A 19,125-nucleotide genomic window follows, 5' to 3' on the forward strand; every position below is an offset into this window, starting at 1 on the left:
GAAGCCGGGAGATGCGTCAAGCACATGCGGTGTTTGGTGGGGTAGCTTCGGGGCGCGAACGCAGCCGCCGGCGGAGGGCGCGCGTGACACCGGCCACGAAATCCGCGTGTGTATGCTGTGGACATGACGGCCCCGCAGATCTATGTCAGTTTCCCCGGCACGGCGCGCGAAGCACTCACCTTCTACCGTGACGTCTTTGGTGGAGAGCTATCGCTGTACACCAAGGCGGACTTCGGTAGCAGCGACGGCCCGCCGGATCACATCGCCCATGGAGTCCTCAGCGGCACCGTGGCCCTGGCCGGATCGGATGCGCCAGCGGACGGGAAGACGGTCCGGTTCGAAGGCCTGATGCTCTCGTTGCTGGGGACCGCCGAACCTGAGACCCTCCACGAGTGGTTCGATAAGCTCGCAGCCGGCGGCCAGGTGGTGGATCCACTCGGCCCCAAGCCGTGGGGTGCATCCGACGGCCAGGTGCTCGACCGGCACGGACTTCACTGGCTTATCGGCTACGAACCCGGCGGAGTTGGCTGAGGTCTTTCACTGTCTTTGGTAGCGAGCGTAGGAATCGGGCCCAGCGGGCCCTGTGCTGACCGAGGCGGCCGCGGAGGGACATGTCCGCATAAATGTTTCGTGACAGGTGCACTTCCCGAGCCGGGAAGATCGCGCGGAACAGCATCTTTGGCTTGTCCCGCAGCGGAGCTTGGGCAATCGCGATGATCCGGGCACTTCCCGGCTCCTTGGACAGCAGCCGGTTGCGCCATTCCGTGGACGGTTGGGGCCACTCCATCTCCGTCCCCATCTCCGGCGGGATGCGTTCCTCGAGGAAGGGCCGCATGGCTGCCAGGGAGCCGGTGGCCGCCGAGATCTCCAGGATGGTGGCGGTGAGCTGTTCCCGTTCCGTGAGGCCCGCCAGGAAGTCGAGCTCCTGCTGGCACGCCGGCAGGTGGGGCGAGCGAAGGGCATGCAGGGCAAGAATGAGGATTCCCAGCGCCTTTGACGGGACCCGCACCTCCTGCCCTGCAAGTTCAAGGGCCTCCGTGTGCGCCCACATCACCTCGAAGCAGTCAGCGGGGTCCAGTTCCATGCCGGGGAACCGGAAGTGGACATCGATGCAGCAGGGCCATTCGGGATGATCGATCGTGACGGAGTGCTTCGGGAAAGTCCTGCTGTCCGGGTCCACGGGACGGCCCCGCCAGCCCCGCGCCCGCAGGCCTGCGAGCAGCGGTTCCAGGTCCGCCGGGGGCACAAAGACGTCTACGTCCACGGACATCTTGGGTAGCCGCAGGCCCTGAACCACGCTGGCCGGCCCCTTGATGAATAACGCCCGGATGCCCAGGCTGTCCGCCACCCGCTGCACCAGGGCATGGCCCAGGAGCACGCCTTCGGGAATGCTCAGCTGCGTTTCGTCAGACGGGTTCTCCGGGGCCTGGCTCCGCATGGCCGGGTTCTGCATGGCCTGGTCCTGCATGGCCGGGTTCTGCATGGCGGGGCCTAGGCCCGAGCGCGGCGGCCGGCCGCGGCGGGTTCCAGGACGTCTTCGTGTTCGGTGTCCCACTGGGATTCGTGCGCCATGGCGTCCGTGTGCGCGAACTCCGGGAGGTCCGAGGGTTCAGACGCCGAGGTGTACGTCCCGTAGTAGGAGTAGGCGTCCGTGCCCTTGGTGGGCACGTAGTTCAGCACCGCACCCAGGATGCGGCCCTTCACCTTTTCCAGGTTGCCGAGGGACTGGCCCAGCTGCTCCTGGGTGGTCCGGCCCGTCCGGATCACCACGATGGCACCGTCCGCCACGCGGGAGAGAACCGCAGCATCCGTGACCGGCAGCAGCGGCGGGGCGTCGATCAGCACGATCGCATTCTCAGCCAGGGCGTTGAGCATGTTCTTCATGGCCTTGGACCCCAGCAGCTCGCTGGGGTTTGGCGGAATGCGGCCGGAACCCAGCACTGAGAGATTCGGCAGTGCGCCCCACGGCTGGAGGACATCCTCCAGTTCAGCGGTGCCGGTGAGCACATCGGTGACCCCGACTCCCGGAACCAGGTTGAAAACGTCCACCAGCGTGGGGCGGCGGAGGTCGCCGTCGACCACTACCACGTTCTCGCCGGCGGCCGCCATGGTGACCGCCAGGTTGGCGGTGACGGTGGACTTGCCTTCGGCCTGCATGGAGCTGGTGACCACGATGATCCGCGGCGGCTGGTCCACGTCCAGGAAGCTGAGGTTGGTGCGCAGTTCCCTGAGGGCCTCGGCCATGGCCCCGCCGGCGTCGTGCAGTTGGGCTGCGGAGCCTGCGTCCAGGATGGTGCTCTTCTCGTCCAGGCGGTGGTCCACGGGGAGGGTGCCGATCACCGGGACGTCGAAGAGCCGTTCGATTTCGGCGGCATTGCGGATGCGCCGGTCCAGGTGCCGGCGGACCAGCGCATAGGCCACGCCGAGGGCCAGGCCGATGAGTGCACCGAGCGCCAGCGTGAGCTTGACGTTCGGGGACACCGGACTGGTGGGCAGGACCGCCTTGCCCAGCGGGAGGATCCTGACGGCGGAGGCCGTCGCAGCTGGTGCGGTGGCAGCGTCCGGCGAGGTGCCGGCGTCGGGCGTTGCTGTTCCTGGTGTGGCTGTTTCGATCGCTTCCACCTGGGCGGCGAGGCCGTTGACCCACGCGTCCGCGACGCGCTGGGCGGTTGCCGGATCGGGCGACTGGGCCGTCACCCGGATCTCGGCGGTATCCAGCGGAACCTTCACGCTGATGGTGCCGAGCAGCGCATCTGCGGTGGTTTTTAGTTCCAGGGACGCGATGACCCGGTCGGCCACGAGACGGGACTTGGCCACGGACTCGTAGTTCTTGACCTTTGCCTTGGCCAGGCTGTCCCCGGCCAGGGAAAGGCTCACGTTGTCCGAGCCGGGCGTGACCACGATGCCGCTGGAATCGGACGAGTAGATCTTGGGCTGCAGGACGGTCCAGCCGAACGCCGTCAACGTGGCCAGCAGGGTGAAGGCGACGATTGCCTTCCAGTACACCCGCACCACCCGAAGGTAGTCGGCCAGGTCCAGGCCGGCAGGTGCTTCTGCGCCGGCCACAATGTTGACGCTCATGGTGGTTCCTTCCACGTTTGTAAGCTTCTTTTGCCCGGTCTTCGTGGCCGGGTTACTGCGCCGGGTGGTCCCCCGCGCGGTGGCGGCTGTTCGCCGCCCTGCGTTATTCGCCGCCCTGCTCCAGGACTGATTTCGCGATGAGCTGCCCCGTGGCTGCGGCGACGGCGGCCCGGTAGTCCTCCGGCCGGCCGTGCACCTCGCCTACGTGTTCTGCCAACTGGTCCAGCGGAACTGCGCTGGCTGTTGCCTCCCAGATGGCCGGCCCGATCCCGCTCAGCCGCACGATCTCGGACTCCAGCATCACCAGCAGGTCGCCGTCGACGGCCACGGCATCCAGGGGTTCCACCCGACGGATCCAGCCGTCCGGGATTTCTGTTGCTTCTGGTCCCGCTGCTGTTCCTGCCGCTGTTCCTGCCGCTGGGCGGGCTTCCCACGCGGGCTTGGAGCGGCGCTGCTTTTTGAACAGTGGTTCCAGGACCCGGGGCAGGTCCGCGGCCTCGGAATACGTCACCTGCCACACCCCGCCCACACGGTCGATCAGCCGGCACAGCGACTGCAGCGGCTCATCGATCTCGGCCTGTGAGGACGAGTCCGGAATGAGCGCGAGCAAGGCGTCCGCCAGTGGGAGGCGGCGGAGGGTTGGGTGTTGGTCTGTGCTTTCGCCCGGTTCAATCCGGTTCAGCAGGACGATGGACTGGATGAAGGGCTTGCGCGGTGTCGGCTGGAGGCCGAGTTCATCCGGACCCACCTGATGCTTGGGTGAACCGGGCGCCTGCTTCACGGACAGCGGCTTGGGGTAGGGCAGCACCGAACCGTCGGGCCCGATGGCGACCGTTTCGTCCGTGACATACCCGTACGTCCCGGCCAGCACCGAAGCGGCGGTGGTTTTCCCCGTTCCGGACTTGGCTACGAGCGCCACCACTGCGCCGGTGGCGGGGTCCGCGACGCCGCAGGCATGGAGCATCATGAACTCCCCGGCGTTCTCCAGGATGGCCGCGACCGTGATCCGGGAGGTGAGGTTCTCAGCCAGCTCCTCAAAGGAGGCCGCCTGCAGGGCGAACGTCCCGCCGTCGTGCATTAATGACAAATACGAAACGGAAGCGGAGAACGGAAGGGATTCCGTGGGCTCCTTGGCGAGCGGCGGGATCAGGCCGGCCCCGGTTCTGGCACAGCGCGACCACGCCGAGCGCATGCTGTGCTGCTGCTCAGGAGTGACCGAGCGGCCCCAGCGGATGGCGAACTGGGTGCCCAGGACGTCGACGCTCAGGAGTTCGCCGACGCCCTTGACGTCCTCGAAGGTCCATTCGCCGGGGAAGTCCCAGCCGAGCGGCGAATTGGCTCCGAGCTCTTTGTCCTCGCCTTTCATGACTCCCCCATCAGTCCTGCCGGTGTTAGTTTGCGCTGGCTGCGGTTTCGATGAGGCGCTGGGCCTCGAGGTTGGCCAGGAAGGCCTCAACCTGAGGCGCCAGCTCACCCGCTGCGTCCTCGAAGGCGGCTTCCAGCTCGGCGATGACTTCCGACTGGTCGCGACGGCCGTCGATCAGTTCCCAAATTGTTGCTGCCGTGCCTTCGAGGACCACGGGTTGTTTTGCGTCCAAGTGGAGCAAAGCAACGCGGTTTGTTGACTCGGTGCGGACTTCGGCGACGTGGGTGGAGTGGTGGTAGATCATTTGAACCTGATGGACAGGTTGGTCTGCGTTTGGACGGTCAAACCCGAGACCGTAACCGCAACTGTCGCCACGTAGTTGTACACGTCGTTGGGCTTGGGTTTTGTCGTCGGCGTAGTATCCTCTGCGGCCGTAAAAGTGACGGGAAAAACCACCTGTGATCCGGCTGCATGTGTGAACAAAGTCGTGGACTCGTACCCGTTGAACGTCGTTGCTTGGAATTCACCAGATGCGGGCTGCTGTATGCCGATTTTGGCGTGAACCGTACCCACGGGCGTAATTGTCACGCTTCCGCTGATGGCCCCAACCGCGTTATCAACCCGGAAGCCCGTGGGACCGTTGCCGCCCTTGCCCCCTCCGACGAAGGTAATTGCTGAACCGGCACCCAGGACCGTAACGGTCGCACCGCCCGACGCCGCTGCGGCTGGAGCCGCGATGGCCGTCACGATAACGGGCACTGACCAGGCCACACCTTTTACAACCCTGCGACGGCTGAACCCGCCCTCTTCGCTGCTCGTGACCTCTGCGTTCAGAACCTCAGACAATTGCGCCCCCACATAGATTTCGACTGGGGCCAGCCCTCATGGACCGGCCAGATGCTTTCACCGCGTTTCCGCCGGTTGCACCCACTTTCCCGAACGACGCGAAAGGTTCACGCAACCGTCTTGCAAGATTCGGTCAAGGTTTTCTGTGCATCGGGACTTGAGCGTTAGGGCGGATGTGAGATTTCGCCGTTGCCAGGGCTGGCCACGGCTTTCGGGGGTTGCGCCGCAGAGCAGCGGGCTTAAATGTCGGACCCCTTTGGCAGAGTTATCCCATGGAAGCCGTTGGAGAATTCGCCCCGAACCAGGCCCTGCGCCTAGGGCGGATTTCCGACGCGCCTTTCGAACCGGCGACGCCGAAACGGACCCTACGAGCCGTGCCGCCGACTGACCTCATCGGCAGCCGACCGGAGGCCGACGGCAAGCTGTCACCGATAACGTTCGACGGCGGTGGTTCCGGTGAGCTGTCCCGGTGCCTCGCGCTGCTGGCGGCGTTTAGTTCGACGGCGGTCGCGGACGTTGCGGTGTTGGGTTTCCGGGAGGCGGCTGACTTCGCCGCCAACGTCGAGGAAGCCTCCCGGATGCTGGAATACCTTCAGGTGGTCGCGGCGGGGGCGGTAGACCGGTCGCGGCGCGAGGCCAGTGCTGCTGCGCGGCCTGGCGCGGGCTCGGGTGCTGGGGTTGGCTGGACCACCGGGTGGGGCAACGAGACGGCTGTGCATGGGCCGATCGGCTGGGCGACCGGGACGCAGGCCAATGAAACGGTGAACGGCCAAGTCGAGACGGCCGCGGATCCCGTTCCAAGCCCCGGACCGCCGAAGACCAACAATCCGGATCCGGCCGATGACGGATGCCGGAACACCACCGAGTTCCTGCGTATGAGACTGCGGATCGGTGCCGGGGAAGCCCGCCGCCGGCTCGCCCTGGCCGAGGCATTGCTGCCCCGGGCCGGGATCACCGGCCACCCCCAACCACCGGAACGTCCCGTGCTCGCCGCGGCCGTCGCGTCCGGGACCGTCGCGTCCCGTTCCGCGACGATCATCACCCTCGCCCTGGACCGGGTCCGGCATCACGCCCCCGCGGACACCATGGCCCGGATGGAACACACCCTGACCCGCACCGCGGCCGAACAGGACACCGATTTCGTCGCCCGCGTCGCCCGGCAACTGGTTGAGGCGGCCGAGCAGGACGGCAGCGAACCCTCCGAGGAGGAGCTCCGGCACCGGCAGGGCGTCTTCATCCGGAAACCCCGCCGCGGACTGCACCACGTGGAATTCTTCGCCACCCCGGACCAGTACGAACCCCTCCTGACCGTGATGAACACCGCCACCAACCCCCGCACCCAACCAGGCGAACAGGATCTGGACCGGCGGACCCGGCCCCAGCAGCTCCTGGACGGCCTCGTCGGCGCCGCCAAAACCACACTCGCCACCGGAAACCTCCCCGCAGCCGGCGGTCTGCGTCCCCAGGTCATGGTCACCATCGACTACCGCGACCTCCTGGACCGCCTCGACCGGCTCGACCGGCTCGACCACAACAGCGACAGGCCAACCGGCACCGGAGGCATCCCCGGTACGGGCTCGTTGACGTTCACCGGGCCCGTCACGGCCGCCACGGTCCGCAAGATCGCCTGCGACGCCGACATCATCCCCGTCCTCCTCGGCAGCCAGGGCCGCGTCCTGGACATCGGCCGGACCACCAGGATCTTCCCGCCCCACATCCGCAAAGCCATCACCGCCCGCGACCAGGGCTGCGCGTTCCCGGGCTGCACCATCCCCGCGCCCTGGTGCGAAGCCCACCACATCACTTACTGGTCACACGGCGGAACCACCAGCACCGAGAACGGCACGTTGCTTTGCTCCCATCACCACCACCTGATCCACAAGGAACAGTGGCAGATCCAGGTCAAAACCGGGGTTCCGTGGTTCATCCCGCCACCCCACATCGACCCACGCCAAAAACCCAGACGGAACAACTACTTCAGATGCTGATAGTTCGCGCACTTAATGGCGGGCTCAGCACGGACGCCGGCAGAGAAGCCTGAGTGACTGCCGCCTTACCCGCAGACCTTCGTCATGGGCCCTACACAGGGGGTCACGGCTACAGGTGGATCACGGCTACAACGGCGGGCTACAGGTGGATCAGGGCGCTGGTAGCCAGAACTGTCGGCGCCTGCTTGCCGTGCTCCTGGAAAGTAACTTCGGTGGTCATCAGGAAGTCCCCGCGGTCGGTGTTCCTGCCACGGTAGCTGTGGCCGCCGAAATCGAAGTCCAGCTGCGCTGAACCCGCTGCCACAACGCAGGTGAAGGCAGCGGTGAACGTATTGCCCGCTCGCTTCAGCGTCAGCGGGAGGGACACCGTCGCAAGATCCACATATGAAAACGACATCGACACGTCACCGGTAACCGGCGTGACCGGGCTGACGTTCATGTGCACGCTCACGGAACCGGTGGCGGCTCCGAGTCCGGCCAGGCTGAGCCGGACGGGCACCTTGACGGCAGGGCGGAGATGGGCGGTCCCATGGGGATGCGAGGTCGAAGGAACGGGCCGAATACCCGAATTGAACACAGCCGACGCCTGCGTGGCCGCCGCCGGAGCCGTGGCCGAAACCTGCATGGCCGGGATCCGCCCTGCGGGAACAGGGGCAGCGGGAGCCTGCAGGGGCCGTGCGCCGCCCCACCCCCGGGTTCGGCGGTTGACTCCGGCGTGTTCCTTTGTGCGATAGGCGATCTCTGACATCTTCGTCCCCCCGTAGCATTCGGTTGGGCCTCCCCCGCCGGGCCGCCCAGCTGCTGTGGCCGTGTTCTTCACCGGCTGACCCCACTGTGCCTGCTGGGCCTTTAGATTCCCGCAATCGACCGGCAAGATTCGATCAAGATCTGCCGGTTCTCCTTGGCGGTTTGCCCCCGGACAGGAACCACCTGCATGTTAAGTTGAAGATCAGGGATCGCACCGATCTGACAGCAACTCCGGAAAGAGCCCTCACCGTGGAATCGCCAACGCCCGTTCGGATCCTCACAGTCTGCACGGGAAACATCTGCCGCTCCCCCGTGGCCGAACGCCTGCTGCAGGCCGGCCTGGACCAGGTCCTGCCCGGCGGCTTCGAAGTACGGAGCGCCGGCACCCGCGCCATGGTGGGCAGCCCCATCCAGCCGCTCTCTGCCGACATCGTGAACATGTACGGCGGCACGGACCAGGGTTTCGCCGCCCGGCAGCTGAACCCGAAGATCCTCCGGGACACGGACATCGTGCTGACCATGACCTCCAAGCACCGCGGCGAGGTGCTGCAGCTGGACGCCTCCCTGCTCAAGCGCACCTTCACCATCCGCGAATTTGCGCGCATGCTGGAAGCCCTCGAAGAACGCGACGCCGCAGGCGAAGCCACCGGCACGGCACCCGTCGAAAAGGCGTCCGACGCCGGTGCGATGTGGCGCGGCCTGCCCGCCCGCCTCGCCTCCGTCCGGCACCTCGCCCTGGCCGCGGACAGCGCGGACAACGAAGTGATCGACCCCTACAAGCGGGGTCCCGAGGTGTACCGCCAGATGGAAGACGAGCTGGCCCCCGCCATCCTCACCATCCTCCGCTACGCCCGGCTCAACACGCCCGCATAAACAGGACTTTCGGCGTCGTCCTTTTCCTCATCAGCGGTGGTAGCGTCCGGTTATGGACAACCAGTCTGATCCGGACGGAGCGGCTGAAAGCAAGCCGTCGCAGGGAAATCTCGCATGGCTCCCCGCCTGGCTGCGCCGGCAGCCCACCTGGCTCAAAGCGGTCCTGGCGATGGTCCTGGTGGTCGCCCTGGGCAGCACCGCCTACGCCTTCTCACAGTTGGGACGCGGCGGACAGCCCGGTCCCACCGCCAGCGGAATGACGACGGCGGAGGCCGGCACCGCCACCCCGTCACCGTCCGAGCCACCTCCAGCCCCCGCACCCGCCCCGCCGCCGGCACCTGAACCGCCAAACGTGGCCATGAACGTCCTGATCATCGGCAGCGACAGCCGCGGCGACTCGCGGGCGGAAGAGGCCCAGGCCGCCGCCGGAACACCGGCCGATCAGCGCGGCGACGTCCTGATGCTCATCCATATCCCCGCCGACCGGCAAAAGATCTACGGCATCTCGATCATGCGCGACATGTGGGTGAACATCCCCGGCTACGGCGAATCCAAGATCAACGCCGGACTGGAACTGGGCGGCATACCGCTGATGGTCCGGACTGTTGAGTCGGTGTTCAACACGCACATCGACCACGCCGTGATGGTGAGCTTCCCCGGGCTGTGGGCTGCCACCGACGCCCTGGGCGGCGTGGACGTGAACGTCACCGTGCCCTTCCAGTCCACCCACGACACCCGCCAGAACTTTCCGGCGGGCATCAACCACCTCACCGGCGGGCAGGCCTTGGAGTTCGTCCGCGAGCGCTACGCCTTTGCCGACGGCGACTTCCAGCGCATCCGCAACCAGCAGACGTTCCTCAAAGCCGTCATCAGCAAGTTCATGAGCGCCGGCACCCTCACCAACCCCCAGACGGTGCTGGACGTGGTGAACGCCGTGCGGCCGCACTGGACTGTCAGCCCGGGCCTCACCGTGGAAACCATGGCACGGCTGGGCTACAGCCTGCGCGACGTGGGGCCCGAGGACGCCATCTTCTTCCGGCTGCCCGACGGCGGCTTCGGCACCAGCACCGACGGGCAGTCCATCGTCCTCCAGAATCCAGCCGCGATTGGCGCCGTGTCCGCAGCACTCGCCAGCGGTACCCTGGCCGACTATGTGGCGGCCAACGGCTTCCAAAACGGGAACTGAGGGCTCGTCCACCACGCACAAGAACAACTGCAGGCGATTACGTGCCTACACAGCTGGCTGGTGGGTGGGGAGATGCTGGTGAGTGGGGCAGGGTGGCGAGGTTCCGCCGTCGTACTTCTGCCGTGGTGCTAGTCCCGTGGTGCTTGTGCCGTTGTACGCCTGCCGCTTAGGCGGCGAGACTCATGGCCCGGTTCCTCGCCCTGGCTGCCGGGTGGGTACCGGCCCGCGCGGGCGTCAAGTCCATTGGAGCCAAAACGCTGATGTTGCATTCCGACTGCAGCGGATCAATGGACTCCGGCAGGTGATGGGATTCCGAACATGCCTGCAGCTGCTCCATTGCAGCCGGCTCAACACGTGCGTGGCTCACATCCACCACCAGGTGGAGTCCTTCCTTCAAATGATTTGCCCTCTTCACAACCACATACAGTGCCTGGATGCTTTTGGCCGTCACATGGCCCTGCGCTGCTACTTCTGCCTCTCCGCAATCGAGGTCGAGCCGTACTAAAACCTTGAGTTTGTCGTTCAAGTGTTTCCCCTATTCCTGCATGGCCGCGACGCTGCGACCGCCATCAGCCTATGGAGCGGATGTGACCTACGCAACACTCCGCGTCACATGCGGACCGGGTGGCGTTATGAACGGCAAGGGGCGTTGAACCCGGCTGCGCCGTGGGGTAATGGGTCGCCTACGATGGAGCCGGTGAGGAACAGGACGCTTGTGGCTTGGCTGGAACGCCGCCAGATCGGCCTGTATCTTGCCGCGATCATTGCCGGCGGAGCCGCGGGTTTCCTGGCTCCCGGGACAGCCGCAGCCATGGAACTGGCCATCAATCCGGTGCTGGGGCTGCTGCTCTACGCCACCTTCCTGGGGATCCCGTTCGCGTCGCTGGGCCGGGCTGTGCGCGACGTGCGGTTCATGGCCACGGTCCTGGTGCTCAACTTCGCCGTGGTGCCGGTGGTGGTGTTCGGGCTGAGCCGCTTCGTCGCCGGGGACCAGGCACTGCTGGTGGGCGTGCTGCTGGTGCTCCTGACCCCGTGCATCGACTACGTGATTGTGTTCAGCGGCCTCGCCGGCGGAGCCAGCGACCGGCTGCTCGCTGCGGCACCGGTGCTGATGCTCGCCCAGATGCTCCTGCTCCCGCTGTACCTCCTGCTGTTCGTGGGCCCGGAGCTGGTGTTCGTGATCGACCCAGCACCGTTCGTGCAGGCCCTGGTGGGGCTCATTGTTGTCCCGCTGGCCCTGGCGGCGCTGACACAGTGGCTCGCGCGGCTGGCGCGTGGCAGGGAAGGCGACCCTCCCGTCGTCGGACGTGCCGCCGTCGGGCGCAAAGTAATGGCAGCGATGCAGGGGCTGATGGTCCCGCTCATGATGGCAACGCTGGCCGTGGTGGTGGGCTCGCAAATCGCGGGCGTGCGCCAGGAGTTGGGTTCGCTGCTGGCGGTGGTGCCGCTCTACGCCGCGTTCCTGCTGGTCATGGTTCCGCTGGGCCTGCTGGCGGCCAGGCCGGCCCGACTGGACGCCCGCGCAACCCTGGCTGTGGTGTTCAGCGGCGCGACGCGCAATTCGCTGGTGGTGCTTCCCCTGGCCCTCGCGCTTCCGGAACCGCTGGCCCTCGCCGCGCTGGTGGTGGTCACTCAGACCCTGGTGGAACTCCTTGGCATGCTGGCCTACGTGCGCTTCCTGCCAAGGCTGGTGCCTGCCGATTCGCGGCTCCGGCGCTAGCTCCTGGCATTCGGTACGGGCTGAAACACTCCTCGTGAGGCTGAGACACTTCACGTGAGCTAAGGGCCGGCGGCGCCTGGGGAAGCCTCGGTCTCAGAAGGCTTGTCACCGCCGGCCCAGCTCAACGTGATCCGGATCGTTGTCCGGGCCAGTTATCGGACTGGCGGGAGTTCCCAGGGGGACCAGGTCCTCCGCCGACCGACTCCTAAAGACTATTTACCGTCAACATCCTGTGCGTGAGTGGCCACTACTTGTCTTTAAGTTGTTGAAGTAACGCGCTGTGCAACGCGCTACGCAGGGCATAAGCGGACCACTCTATCCCCCGGTAGCGAACGCGTATGCCCTCTGGCGGCATAGCTTTATATATTGAGTCAATGACCCAGACTCCAGTGCAGCACCCAGCCGACAACACCCCTGCGGCCGCCGCCCCCGTAGCCAGGAAGGTCCCGTTCGAACGGACCCACCACGGCGACACCTTCGTGGACAACTACGAATGGCTGCGTGCCAAGGACTCCGCGGACGTGGTGGAGCACCTCAAGGCGGAGAACGCCTACCAGGAGGCGGTCACCGCCCACCAGGAACCGCTGCGCGAAGCCATCTTCCAGGAAATCAAGGGACGCACTCAGGAGACAGACTTGTCTGTCCCGAACCGCAAGGACGGCTGGTGGTACTACACCCGCTCCGTCGAAGGCAAGGAATACGGCATCCAGTGCCGGGTCAAAGCCCAAAACACCGGGGACCCGGTGGCCGACTGGACGCCCCCGGCGGTGGAGGCCGGCGTCGAACTTCCCGGTGAAGAAGTCCTCCTGGACTGCAACGTCGAAGCCGAAGGCAAACCGTTCTTCGCCGTGGGCGGCACGGCCGTGACCGTGGACGGCAACCTCTACGCCTACGCCGTGGACAACGCCGGCGACGAACGCTTCACGCTGCGATTCAAGGACCTGCGCACCGGCGAGATGCTGCCGGACGTCATCGAGAACATCTTCTACGGCGTCTCCTTCTCCCCCGACGGCACGCGCCTGTTCTACACAGTGGTGGACGACGCCTGGCGCCCCTACCAGGTGAAGTCGCACGTGCTGGGCACGCCGGTCACCGACGATGAGGTGATTTACCAGGAGGACGACGTCGCCATGTGGCTGGGCTTCGACCTCTCCTCCGACCGTCGCCACCTCGTGCTGAGCATCGGATGCTCCGAGTACAGCGAGACGCGGCTGCTCCGCTTTGACGATTACGACGCCGGACTCAGCACCGTGATCTCCCGCGACGAACGCGTCCTCTATGAGGCCGAGCCGTTCCTTCTTGATGGCACTGAGAAGATCCTGGTGACGCACAACCGGAACGCCATCAACTCCATGGTGTCCCTGGTGGACGCGGCCGAGCTCGCCAAGCCGCTGTCCGAGCAGCAGTGGACGACCGTCGTCGAACATTCCGACCAGGTGCGCGTCAACGGCGCGAGCGTCACCTCCACCCACCTGATTGTGTCCGTCCGCAAGGACACCATCGAGCGCGTCCAGGTCCTGGCCCTGGCCGGGCTGGGCACGCCCGCGCAGGGCGATCCGGTGGAACCGGCGTTCGACGAGGAGCTGTACACCGCCGGCGTCGCGGGCTCCGACTACGAGGCCCCCGTGATCCGGATGGGCTACACGTCCTACTTCACGCCGTCGCGCGTGTACGACTTCGTGCTTCCCACTGCTGCTTCGCCGGCTGGCGAACTGTTGCTCCGCAAGGAGAGCCCGGTGCTGGGCGGCTACTCCCCCTCCGACTACGTGGCCACCCGTGAATGGGCGACGGCGGCCGACGGCACCCGTATTCCGCTTTCGGTGCTGCGGCACGCGTCGGTTTCCCGCGATTCCTCCGCGGCCGGGCTCGTGTACGGCTACGGCTCCTACGAGCTGAGCATGGACCCCGGCTTCGGCATCCCGCGGCTGTCCCTGCTGGACCGCGGGATCGTGTTCGTGATCGCGCACATCCGCGGCGGCGGCGAGCTGGGCCGGCACTGGTACGAGGACGGCAAGAAGCTCCACAAGAAGAACACGTTCACGGACTTCATCGCAGCCACGGACTGGCTGGCTTCTTCCGGGTGGGTTGATCCCACGCGGATTGCGGCGATGGGCGGCTCCGCGGGCGGGCTGCTGATGGGCGCCGTAGCCAACCTGGCCCCGGGAAAGTTCGCGGCCATTGTTGCGGCCGTGCCGTTCGTGGACGCACTCACCACCATCCTGGATCCGGAGCTGCCGCTGTCCGCCCTGGAATGGGAGGAATGGGGCAACCCGATCACGGACCCCGAGGTGTACGCCTACATGAAGTCCTACACGCCGTACGAGAACGTTGGGCCCCTGCCGTACCCGAAGATCGCCGCGGTGACCTCGTTCAACGACACCCGCGTGCTGTACGTGGAGCCGGCCAAGTGGGTGCAGGCGCTGCGCTCTGAAACCACCGGGGCGGAGCCGATCGTCATGAAGATCGAGATGGACGGCGGCCACGGCGGAGCGTCCGGCCGGTACGTCCAGTGGCGCGAACGGGCCTGGGACTACGCCTTCGTGGCCGACTCCGTGGGCGCGACGGAACTGCTGCCGGGGGTCGGGGTTAAGTAGCGGGTTGTTCCTGCCTGGCTGGGTGCGGGGCCTGCCGAAACCCCGCTGGGCCTGCCGAACCCCGGCGATTTGCCGATTTTGGCCGCTATGCGGGGTGCATAGCGGCCAAAATCGTCACATGGATGAGCGTGCCGGCCCAACCACAGGGTTACCGCTGCGCCGGCCCCAACGGGAGCGGAACGATGGGCTGGTCATTGGCCGTCAGGTCGATGCCGAAATCCTTCGCGAAAACGAGCCGGGTGTTCTTGTAGATTCCCGGGTGGTTCTCGTCCAGCTCAAAGACACGTGCGCCGCGCAGACGGTTACGGTCGGCGCCGGGCAGTCCATAGGCGCCGAATCCCGTCCCCGGGGCGTAGCCCAGCTGAACACCGTAGTAGTTACCCATGTAGGTGTTGACGTGATCGTGCCCCACAAAGTATCCGAGCACGTCCCCGCGTTCCAGGAAAGCGTTGAACAGGCCGGAGTTGATGGGTCCGGGGCATTCATCTTCGTTGCGCTCCCCCACGATGCTGTGCTTCGTGAGTGCCCGGGCGTGATCAGCGTCCGTTCGTGAATCAAGGCTGGAGAACCACATGTTGCGATGCTCATGAAGCGCGATGTGGCCCCACATGAGCGACGGTACTTTCTTCCCGTATTTCTGCTCGGTTGCGATGGACAGATTCCGATACCAGCTCACCTGATCCATGCGTACCCAGTCCCAGTCCGGGTAGCCCTCGAAGTCCTGGCCGTTGATGGTGTCCGGAGCGTAGCGGCCGGTGTCGATGAGCCACAGCCCAAAGGCCGGAGCCTTGGACCGCGAGGACTGCACCAGCAGCTGCGAGTTGGAGGTGCCGGTGAGCTCCTGGTCGGAATCAGCGTTCACATTGAACTCGTAGCTCTGCAGGAACTGAAGCATTTTGGCTTCGGTCATACCCGTTCGCTGCACTGAATCTTCGTCGTGGTTGCCGAACGTCACGGCCCACGGGATCTGCCGGCTTTCCATGGGCTGAACTACGTGGTTGAGTGCCTGCTTGACCTCAAGTTCCGAGTCGCAGCCGCCGTTGATCACATCTCCGTTGATCACCACAAAGTCCGGCTTTTCGGCTTCCAGGGTCCGGTTCATGAGTTCGATCGTGCGACGGTCCGTCTGCTCGTCGTCCTGGGTGTCGTTGAACTGGACAATCTTGAACGTGCCGTCCGGGCGGAAGAGGAGGCTTGGCTTTGGCGCCTTCACACCCGGCGCCGCCTGGCTGCCGGTAGCTGCGGCCACGGTGATTCCCAGCGCTCCAAGCGTTCCGGCAGCAGCCAGTGCCGCTCTCCTGCTGAGTCTGGGCTGGTTGATACTGGTGTTCATTGAGACCTCTCGCTGCTGGTGCTGCACAGAGGCGGCCGCAGTTCCGGGCCGCCGTTATGTCCAGACAGTAGGAGAGGGAAGCGGCCCGCCCTGAAACGCGCAGTGAACGGCCGGTGCGTACCAAAATATGATCATCATGCTTACTATTGACTGGCATTAGGCACATCGATGTAGAAACTGCTCACTGGGGGCAGCAGAAACCGTGCCGGAACTGGAGTTATTCGTGAGCACTGAACAGGGTTTGACCCCGCTTTCCGACGAAGAACTGATGGCACAGGGCGGCACCGCGCTTCCCGACAAGGAAGTGGCCTCCGTCCTGGACCTGAACGCCGACCTTGACCTGGGCATCAACGCTGCAGCACCCATCGACCTTGCCGTGGCAGCCAACGCCAACGTGGCGGCCCCGATCGACGCGGCAGCCTCCGCAAACATCCTCTCCTACGGGTCCGAGTCCCAAGCCCTCGCAGACCAGGGCGTGATCATCGATCAGGGGATCAACGCTGACGCCACGGCGGATTCCACCCAGGACAGCACCATTGACCAGGCGCCCGAAAGCACGGGCGCCGATTCCACCGACGGCGGTGCTACTGACGGAACCACCGCTGACGGAACCGCCGACGGCACCCTGCCCGAGGGCTCAACGTCCGACGTCGGCGCCTTGCCGGTGGATCCCTCTGCAGCCCTGGACGGTGACCTCCTGAACGTGAACGTTGACCTTGCCGCCGATGCGGACATCGCCGCCCCGATCAACGGCGCGGTTGCGGCCAATGCCAACGTGGCCGCACCGATCGACGCGGCCGTGGCCGCCAACATCGGATCCATCGACAGCGACGCGTTCGCCGTGGCCCAGCAGGACGCCATCATCAGCCAGCACATCGACGGCGAAGCCACCGCCTCCGCCGATCAGCAGTCCGACCTCCGGCAGTAGAGTCCGGAAACCGACGTCAATGATGAGCACTCCTTAATGAGCACAGTGCACGGCGGGCCGTCCAGGCTGGACGGCCCGCCGGCCTCTTCCGCGCCCAGCGCCGGACGCCAGCCGGAAGACTCCGGGCCCGCTGTTGATTTGCCCGACGTTCCCTTCCGGGCCGACGGCATCGAGCTGATCGGCGAAACACAGGGCTCCGGCTACCGCGAGCCGCCCTCGCTGGTCCGGCGTGCCGACGGGCAGGCCATCCAGCTCACCCGCCTGTTGTACTTGGTACTCGAGGCGATCGACGGCAACCGCAGCGTCGACGAGGTTGCAGAGCATGCCAGCGCCCGCTTCGGCAGGCTGGTCAGCCCGGACAATGTCCGCACGCTGATCAGCTCGCAGCTGCTGCCCCTGGGACTGCTCCGGCTGGCCGACGGTTCGCAGCCCGAGGTCAAGAAAGCCGATCCGCTGCTGGGCATGCGCTTCCGGTACACCGTGACCGATCCGGACCGCACCCGGAAACTTACTGCTCCGTTTGCAGTGCTCTTCAATCCGCTCATCGTTGTGGCTGTGTGCGCAGCGTTCCTGGCTTCCTGCTGGTGGGTGCTGATGGTCAAGGGACTCGGCTCCGCCACGCACGACGCCTTCGCCAACCCGGCGATGGTGTTGCTGGTCCTGGCCGTCACCGTTTTGTCCGCCGGCTTCCACGAGTTCGGCCACGCCGCCGCCGCACGCCGCGGCGGTGCCACGCCGGGAGCGATGGGCGCCGGCCTCTATCTGATCTGGCCCGCTTTCTTCACCGACGTCACCGACTCCTACCGGCTCGGCCGCGGCGGCCGGATTCGCACGGACCTCGGCGGACTGTATTTCAATGCAATCGTGGCCGTGGCCATCATGGGCATCTGGTGGGCCACCGGCTTCGATGCGCTGCTGCTGGTGGTTGTCACCCAGATTCTGCAGATGGTCCGGCAGCTCCTCCCCCTTGTCAGATTCGACGGCTACCACATCCTGGCCGACGCCACCGGGGTTCCGGACCTCTTCCAGCGCATCAAGCCGACCCTGTTGGGGCTTCTGCCGTGGCGCCGGACGGCTCCGGAGGCCCAGGTGCTCAAGCCATGGGCCCGGGCCGTGGTAACCACCTGGGTGCTGGTCACCGTACCGTTGCTGCTGTTCAGTCTGGCCATGATGGTGATCTCACTGCCGCGGCTCCTGGGCACGGCGTGGGCAAGCGTGCTGAAACAGCAGTCCCAGCTGACCGAAAGCCTCGCTGCCGGGGACATCGCCGGCGCCGCGGTGCGCGCCCTGGCGATCGCCGCCGTCGCGCTTCCCGTGGTGGGCATCTTCTACGTCCTGCTGCGCCTGGTCCGTCAGCTGACCACGGGACTCTGGCAGAAGACCCGCGGCAAGGCCATCCAGCGCGGGGTCGCGATGGCCGCCGTCGCCGCTGTGACCGCCGGCCTGGCCTGGGCGTGGTGGCCCGGAGCAGACACGTACCGGCCGGTGCAGCCGTACGAGCGCGGCACCCTGGCCGACGTGACGACGGCGGTGTTCCCCACGTCGTCGTCCTCGACGCTTCGGGAAGGCCGGGCCGGGAAGACTGTCGCGTTGTGGCCCGCGGGCGCAGCAAAGCCCACACGGGAACAGCCACAACTGAGCATGGTGATGGTGCCCCGTACGGATTCTGCTGCCACCGGCGGCCGGGCTGCCGACGGCGGTGCCGCCGCGCCGCCGTCGTGGGTATTTCCTTTCAACCAGCCTGCCGCGCCCGAAGAGGGCGACAACCAGGCGCTGGCGGTCAACACGCAGGACGGCACCGTGGTGTACGACGTCGCGTTCGCGCTGGTCTGGGCCGAGGACGGCGACACGGTAGACACCACCAACGAGGCATACGCCTTTGCCAGCTGCTCCGATTGCGCAGCGGTGGCCGTGGGCTTCCAGGTGGTGCTGATCGTGGGCCAGGCGGACGTGATTGTTCCGGAGAATCTTTCCGCAGCCGCGAACTACAACTGCGTCCGGTGCCTCACTTACGCGCTGGCCAACCAGCTGGTGCTCACTCTCGACGGGCCGCTGAGCGAGGACGGCATGGACCGGCTGAACGCGCTGTGGGCCGAGATTGCCGAGTTCGGGCGGAACCTGCAAAACGTTCCGCTGTCCGAAATCCAGGAACGCCTCAACGCGTTCAAGGCGCAGGTCATGGACATCGTCCAGAACGACCCGAGCGCCACCAGGACTTCACCCACGCCGGGCACCACGGCTACCCCGACGCCCGGATCCAGCCAGGCGCCCTCTCCCGGCGTCACGACGCCAACGGTCCCCGCAGGAACGACGACGGCGGATCCGACTCCCACCACCCCCGTCACCGGAGGTGCGGCCACGGAGAACCCCGCTCCGACGGCGGAACCGACCGTCGCACCAACGGTCGGCCCGACGGAATCGGCCCCGGCGACTCCTGCGCCTACGTCGACGGGCGGTTAAGCG

At 66.2% G+C, this 19,125-nt stretch carries 16 protein-coding genes; 8 read left to right on the forward strand and 8 right to left on the reverse strand.

Features of this window, described 5'->3' with window-relative positions; translation table 11 throughout:
- Positions 1-123 precede the first annotated feature (123 nt).
- Positions 124-531 carry a VOC family protein gene (locus ACSQ12_RS16690; RefSeq protein ID WP_436066142.1) on the forward strand — a complete coding sequence of 136 codons (408 nt, stop codon included), beginning with the start codon at positions 124-126 and terminating at the stop codon, positions 529-531.
- On the opposite strand, the gene ACSQ12_RS16695 is transcribed toward ACSQ12_RS16690, so the two are convergent.
- From ACSQ12_RS16695 to ACSQ12_RS16715, 5 genes are all read right to left on the reverse strand, one after another.
- A complete protein-coding gene (locus ACSQ12_RS16695) occupies positions 500-1,483 on the reverse strand; it encodes a nucleotidyltransferase family protein (protein ID WP_436066143.1) in 984 nt (327 codons plus the stop codon). The genes ACSQ12_RS16690 and ACSQ12_RS16695 overlap by 32 nt on opposite strands.
- A gap of 8 nt (positions 1,484-1,491) precedes the next feature.
- Positions 1,492-3,081, reverse strand: coding sequence for a polysaccharide biosynthesis tyrosine autokinase (locus ACSQ12_RS16700; protein WP_436066144.1), 1,590 nt, complete (start codon positions 3,079-3,081; stop codon positions 1,492-1,494).
- A 103-nt stretch (positions 3,082-3,184) separates the two neighbouring features.
- Positions 3,185-4,447, reverse strand: coding sequence for a hypothetical protein (locus tag ACSQ12_RS16705; RefSeq protein WP_436066145.1), 1,263 nt, complete (start codon positions 4,445-4,447; stop codon positions 3,185-3,187).
- A gap of 25 nt (positions 4,448-4,472) precedes the next feature.
- The gene (locus ACSQ12_RS16710; protein WP_436066146.1) at positions 4,473-4,751 is read right to left on the reverse strand and encodes a PqqD family protein; all 279 of its coding nucleotides are present in this window, start codon (positions 4,749-4,751) and stop codon (positions 4,473-4,475) included.
- Positions 4,748-5,293, reverse strand: coding sequence for a hypothetical protein (locus tag ACSQ12_RS16715; protein ID WP_436066147.1), 546 nt, complete (start codon positions 5,291-5,293; stop codon positions 4,748-4,750). The genes ACSQ12_RS16710 and ACSQ12_RS16715 overlap by 4 nt, the downstream gene beginning before the upstream one ends.
- Positions 5,294-5,565: 272 nt before the next feature.
- Between ACSQ12_RS16715 and ACSQ12_RS16720 the strand changes: the two genes are divergently transcribed.
- Positions 5,566-7,281, forward strand: a complete 1,716-nt coding sequence (locus tag ACSQ12_RS16720) for a DUF222 domain-containing protein (RefSeq protein WP_436066148.1) — start codon at positions 5,566-5,568, stop codon at positions 7,279-7,281.
- 139 nt (positions 7,282-7,420) lie between these two features.
- Here the strand turns inward: ACSQ12_RS16720 and ACSQ12_RS16725 are convergent, their stop codons facing one another.
- On the reverse strand, positions 7,421-8,029 hold the full coding sequence (locus ACSQ12_RS16725) for a hypothetical protein (RefSeq protein WP_436066149.1): 609 nt from the start codon (positions 8,027-8,029) through the stop codon (positions 7,421-7,423).
- A 248-nt stretch (positions 8,030-8,277) separates the two neighbouring features.
- On the opposite strand from ACSQ12_RS16725, the gene ACSQ12_RS16730 reads away from it, so the two are divergent.
- Both ACSQ12_RS16730 and ACSQ12_RS16735 read left to right on the forward strand, forming a co-directional pair.
- Positions 8,278-8,901: a low molecular weight phosphatase family protein gene (locus ACSQ12_RS16730; RefSeq protein WP_436066150.1), complete on the forward strand. Its 624-nt coding sequence runs from the start codon at positions 8,278-8,280 to the stop codon at positions 8,899-8,901.
- 52 nt (positions 8,902-8,953) lie between these two features.
- Positions 8,954-10,087, forward strand: coding sequence for an LCP family protein (locus ACSQ12_RS16735; RefSeq protein ID WP_436066151.1), 1,134 nt, complete (start codon positions 8,954-8,956; stop codon positions 10,085-10,087).
- A 166-nt stretch (positions 10,088-10,253) separates the two neighbouring features.
- On the opposite strand, the gene ACSQ12_RS16740 is transcribed toward ACSQ12_RS16735, so the two are convergent.
- Complete coding sequence (locus tag ACSQ12_RS16740; protein WP_436066152.1) at positions 10,254-10,613, reverse strand: hypothetical protein; 360 nt, start codon at positions 10,611-10,613, stop codon at positions 10,254-10,256.
- Positions 10,614-10,775: 162 nt separating this feature from the next.
- On the opposite strand from ACSQ12_RS16740, the gene ACSQ12_RS16745 reads away from it, so the two are divergent.
- Together ACSQ12_RS16745 and ACSQ12_RS16750 are read left to right on the forward strand one after the other, a co-directional pair.
- Entirely contained in the window at positions 10,776-11,807 is a 1,032-nt protein-coding gene (locus ACSQ12_RS16745; protein WP_436066153.1) for an arsenic resistance protein, read from the forward strand.
- Between the two features lie 374 nt (positions 11,808-12,181).
- Positions 12,182-14,401, forward strand: a complete 2,220-nt coding sequence (locus ACSQ12_RS16750) for a S9 family peptidase (protein WP_436066154.1) — start codon at positions 12,182-12,184, stop codon at positions 14,399-14,401.
- Positions 14,402-14,549: 148 nt separating this feature from the next.
- Here the strand turns inward: ACSQ12_RS16750 and ACSQ12_RS16755 are convergent, their stop codons facing one another.
- The gene (locus ACSQ12_RS16755; RefSeq protein ID WP_436066155.1) at positions 14,550-15,734 is read right to left on the reverse strand and encodes a metallophosphoesterase family protein; all 1,185 of its coding nucleotides are present in this window, start codon (positions 15,732-15,734) and stop codon (positions 14,550-14,552) included.
- 223 nt (positions 15,735-15,957) lie between these two features.
- On the opposite strand from ACSQ12_RS16755, the gene ACSQ12_RS16760 reads away from it, so the two are divergent.
- Together ACSQ12_RS16760 and ACSQ12_RS16765 are read left to right on the forward strand one after the other, a co-directional pair.
- Positions 15,958-16,662 (forward strand): peptidoglycan-binding protein, encoded by a 705-nt coding sequence (locus ACSQ12_RS16760; RefSeq protein WP_436066156.1) that lies wholly within the window; start codon positions 15,958-15,960, stop codon positions 16,660-16,662.
- Positions 16,663-16,698: 36 nt separating this feature from the next.
- Positions 16,699-19,122, forward strand: a complete 2,424-nt coding sequence (locus ACSQ12_RS16765) for a hypothetical protein (RefSeq protein ID WP_436066157.1) — start codon at positions 16,699-16,701, stop codon at positions 19,120-19,122.
- The last annotated feature ends 3 nt before the right edge of the window (positions 19,123-19,125 follow it).

The sequence above is a fragment of the Arthrobacter sp. LjRoot14 genome (genome assembly GCF_964253905.1).
Lineage (GTDB): Bacteria > Actinomycetota > Actinomycetes > Actinomycetales > Micrococcaceae > Arthrobacter.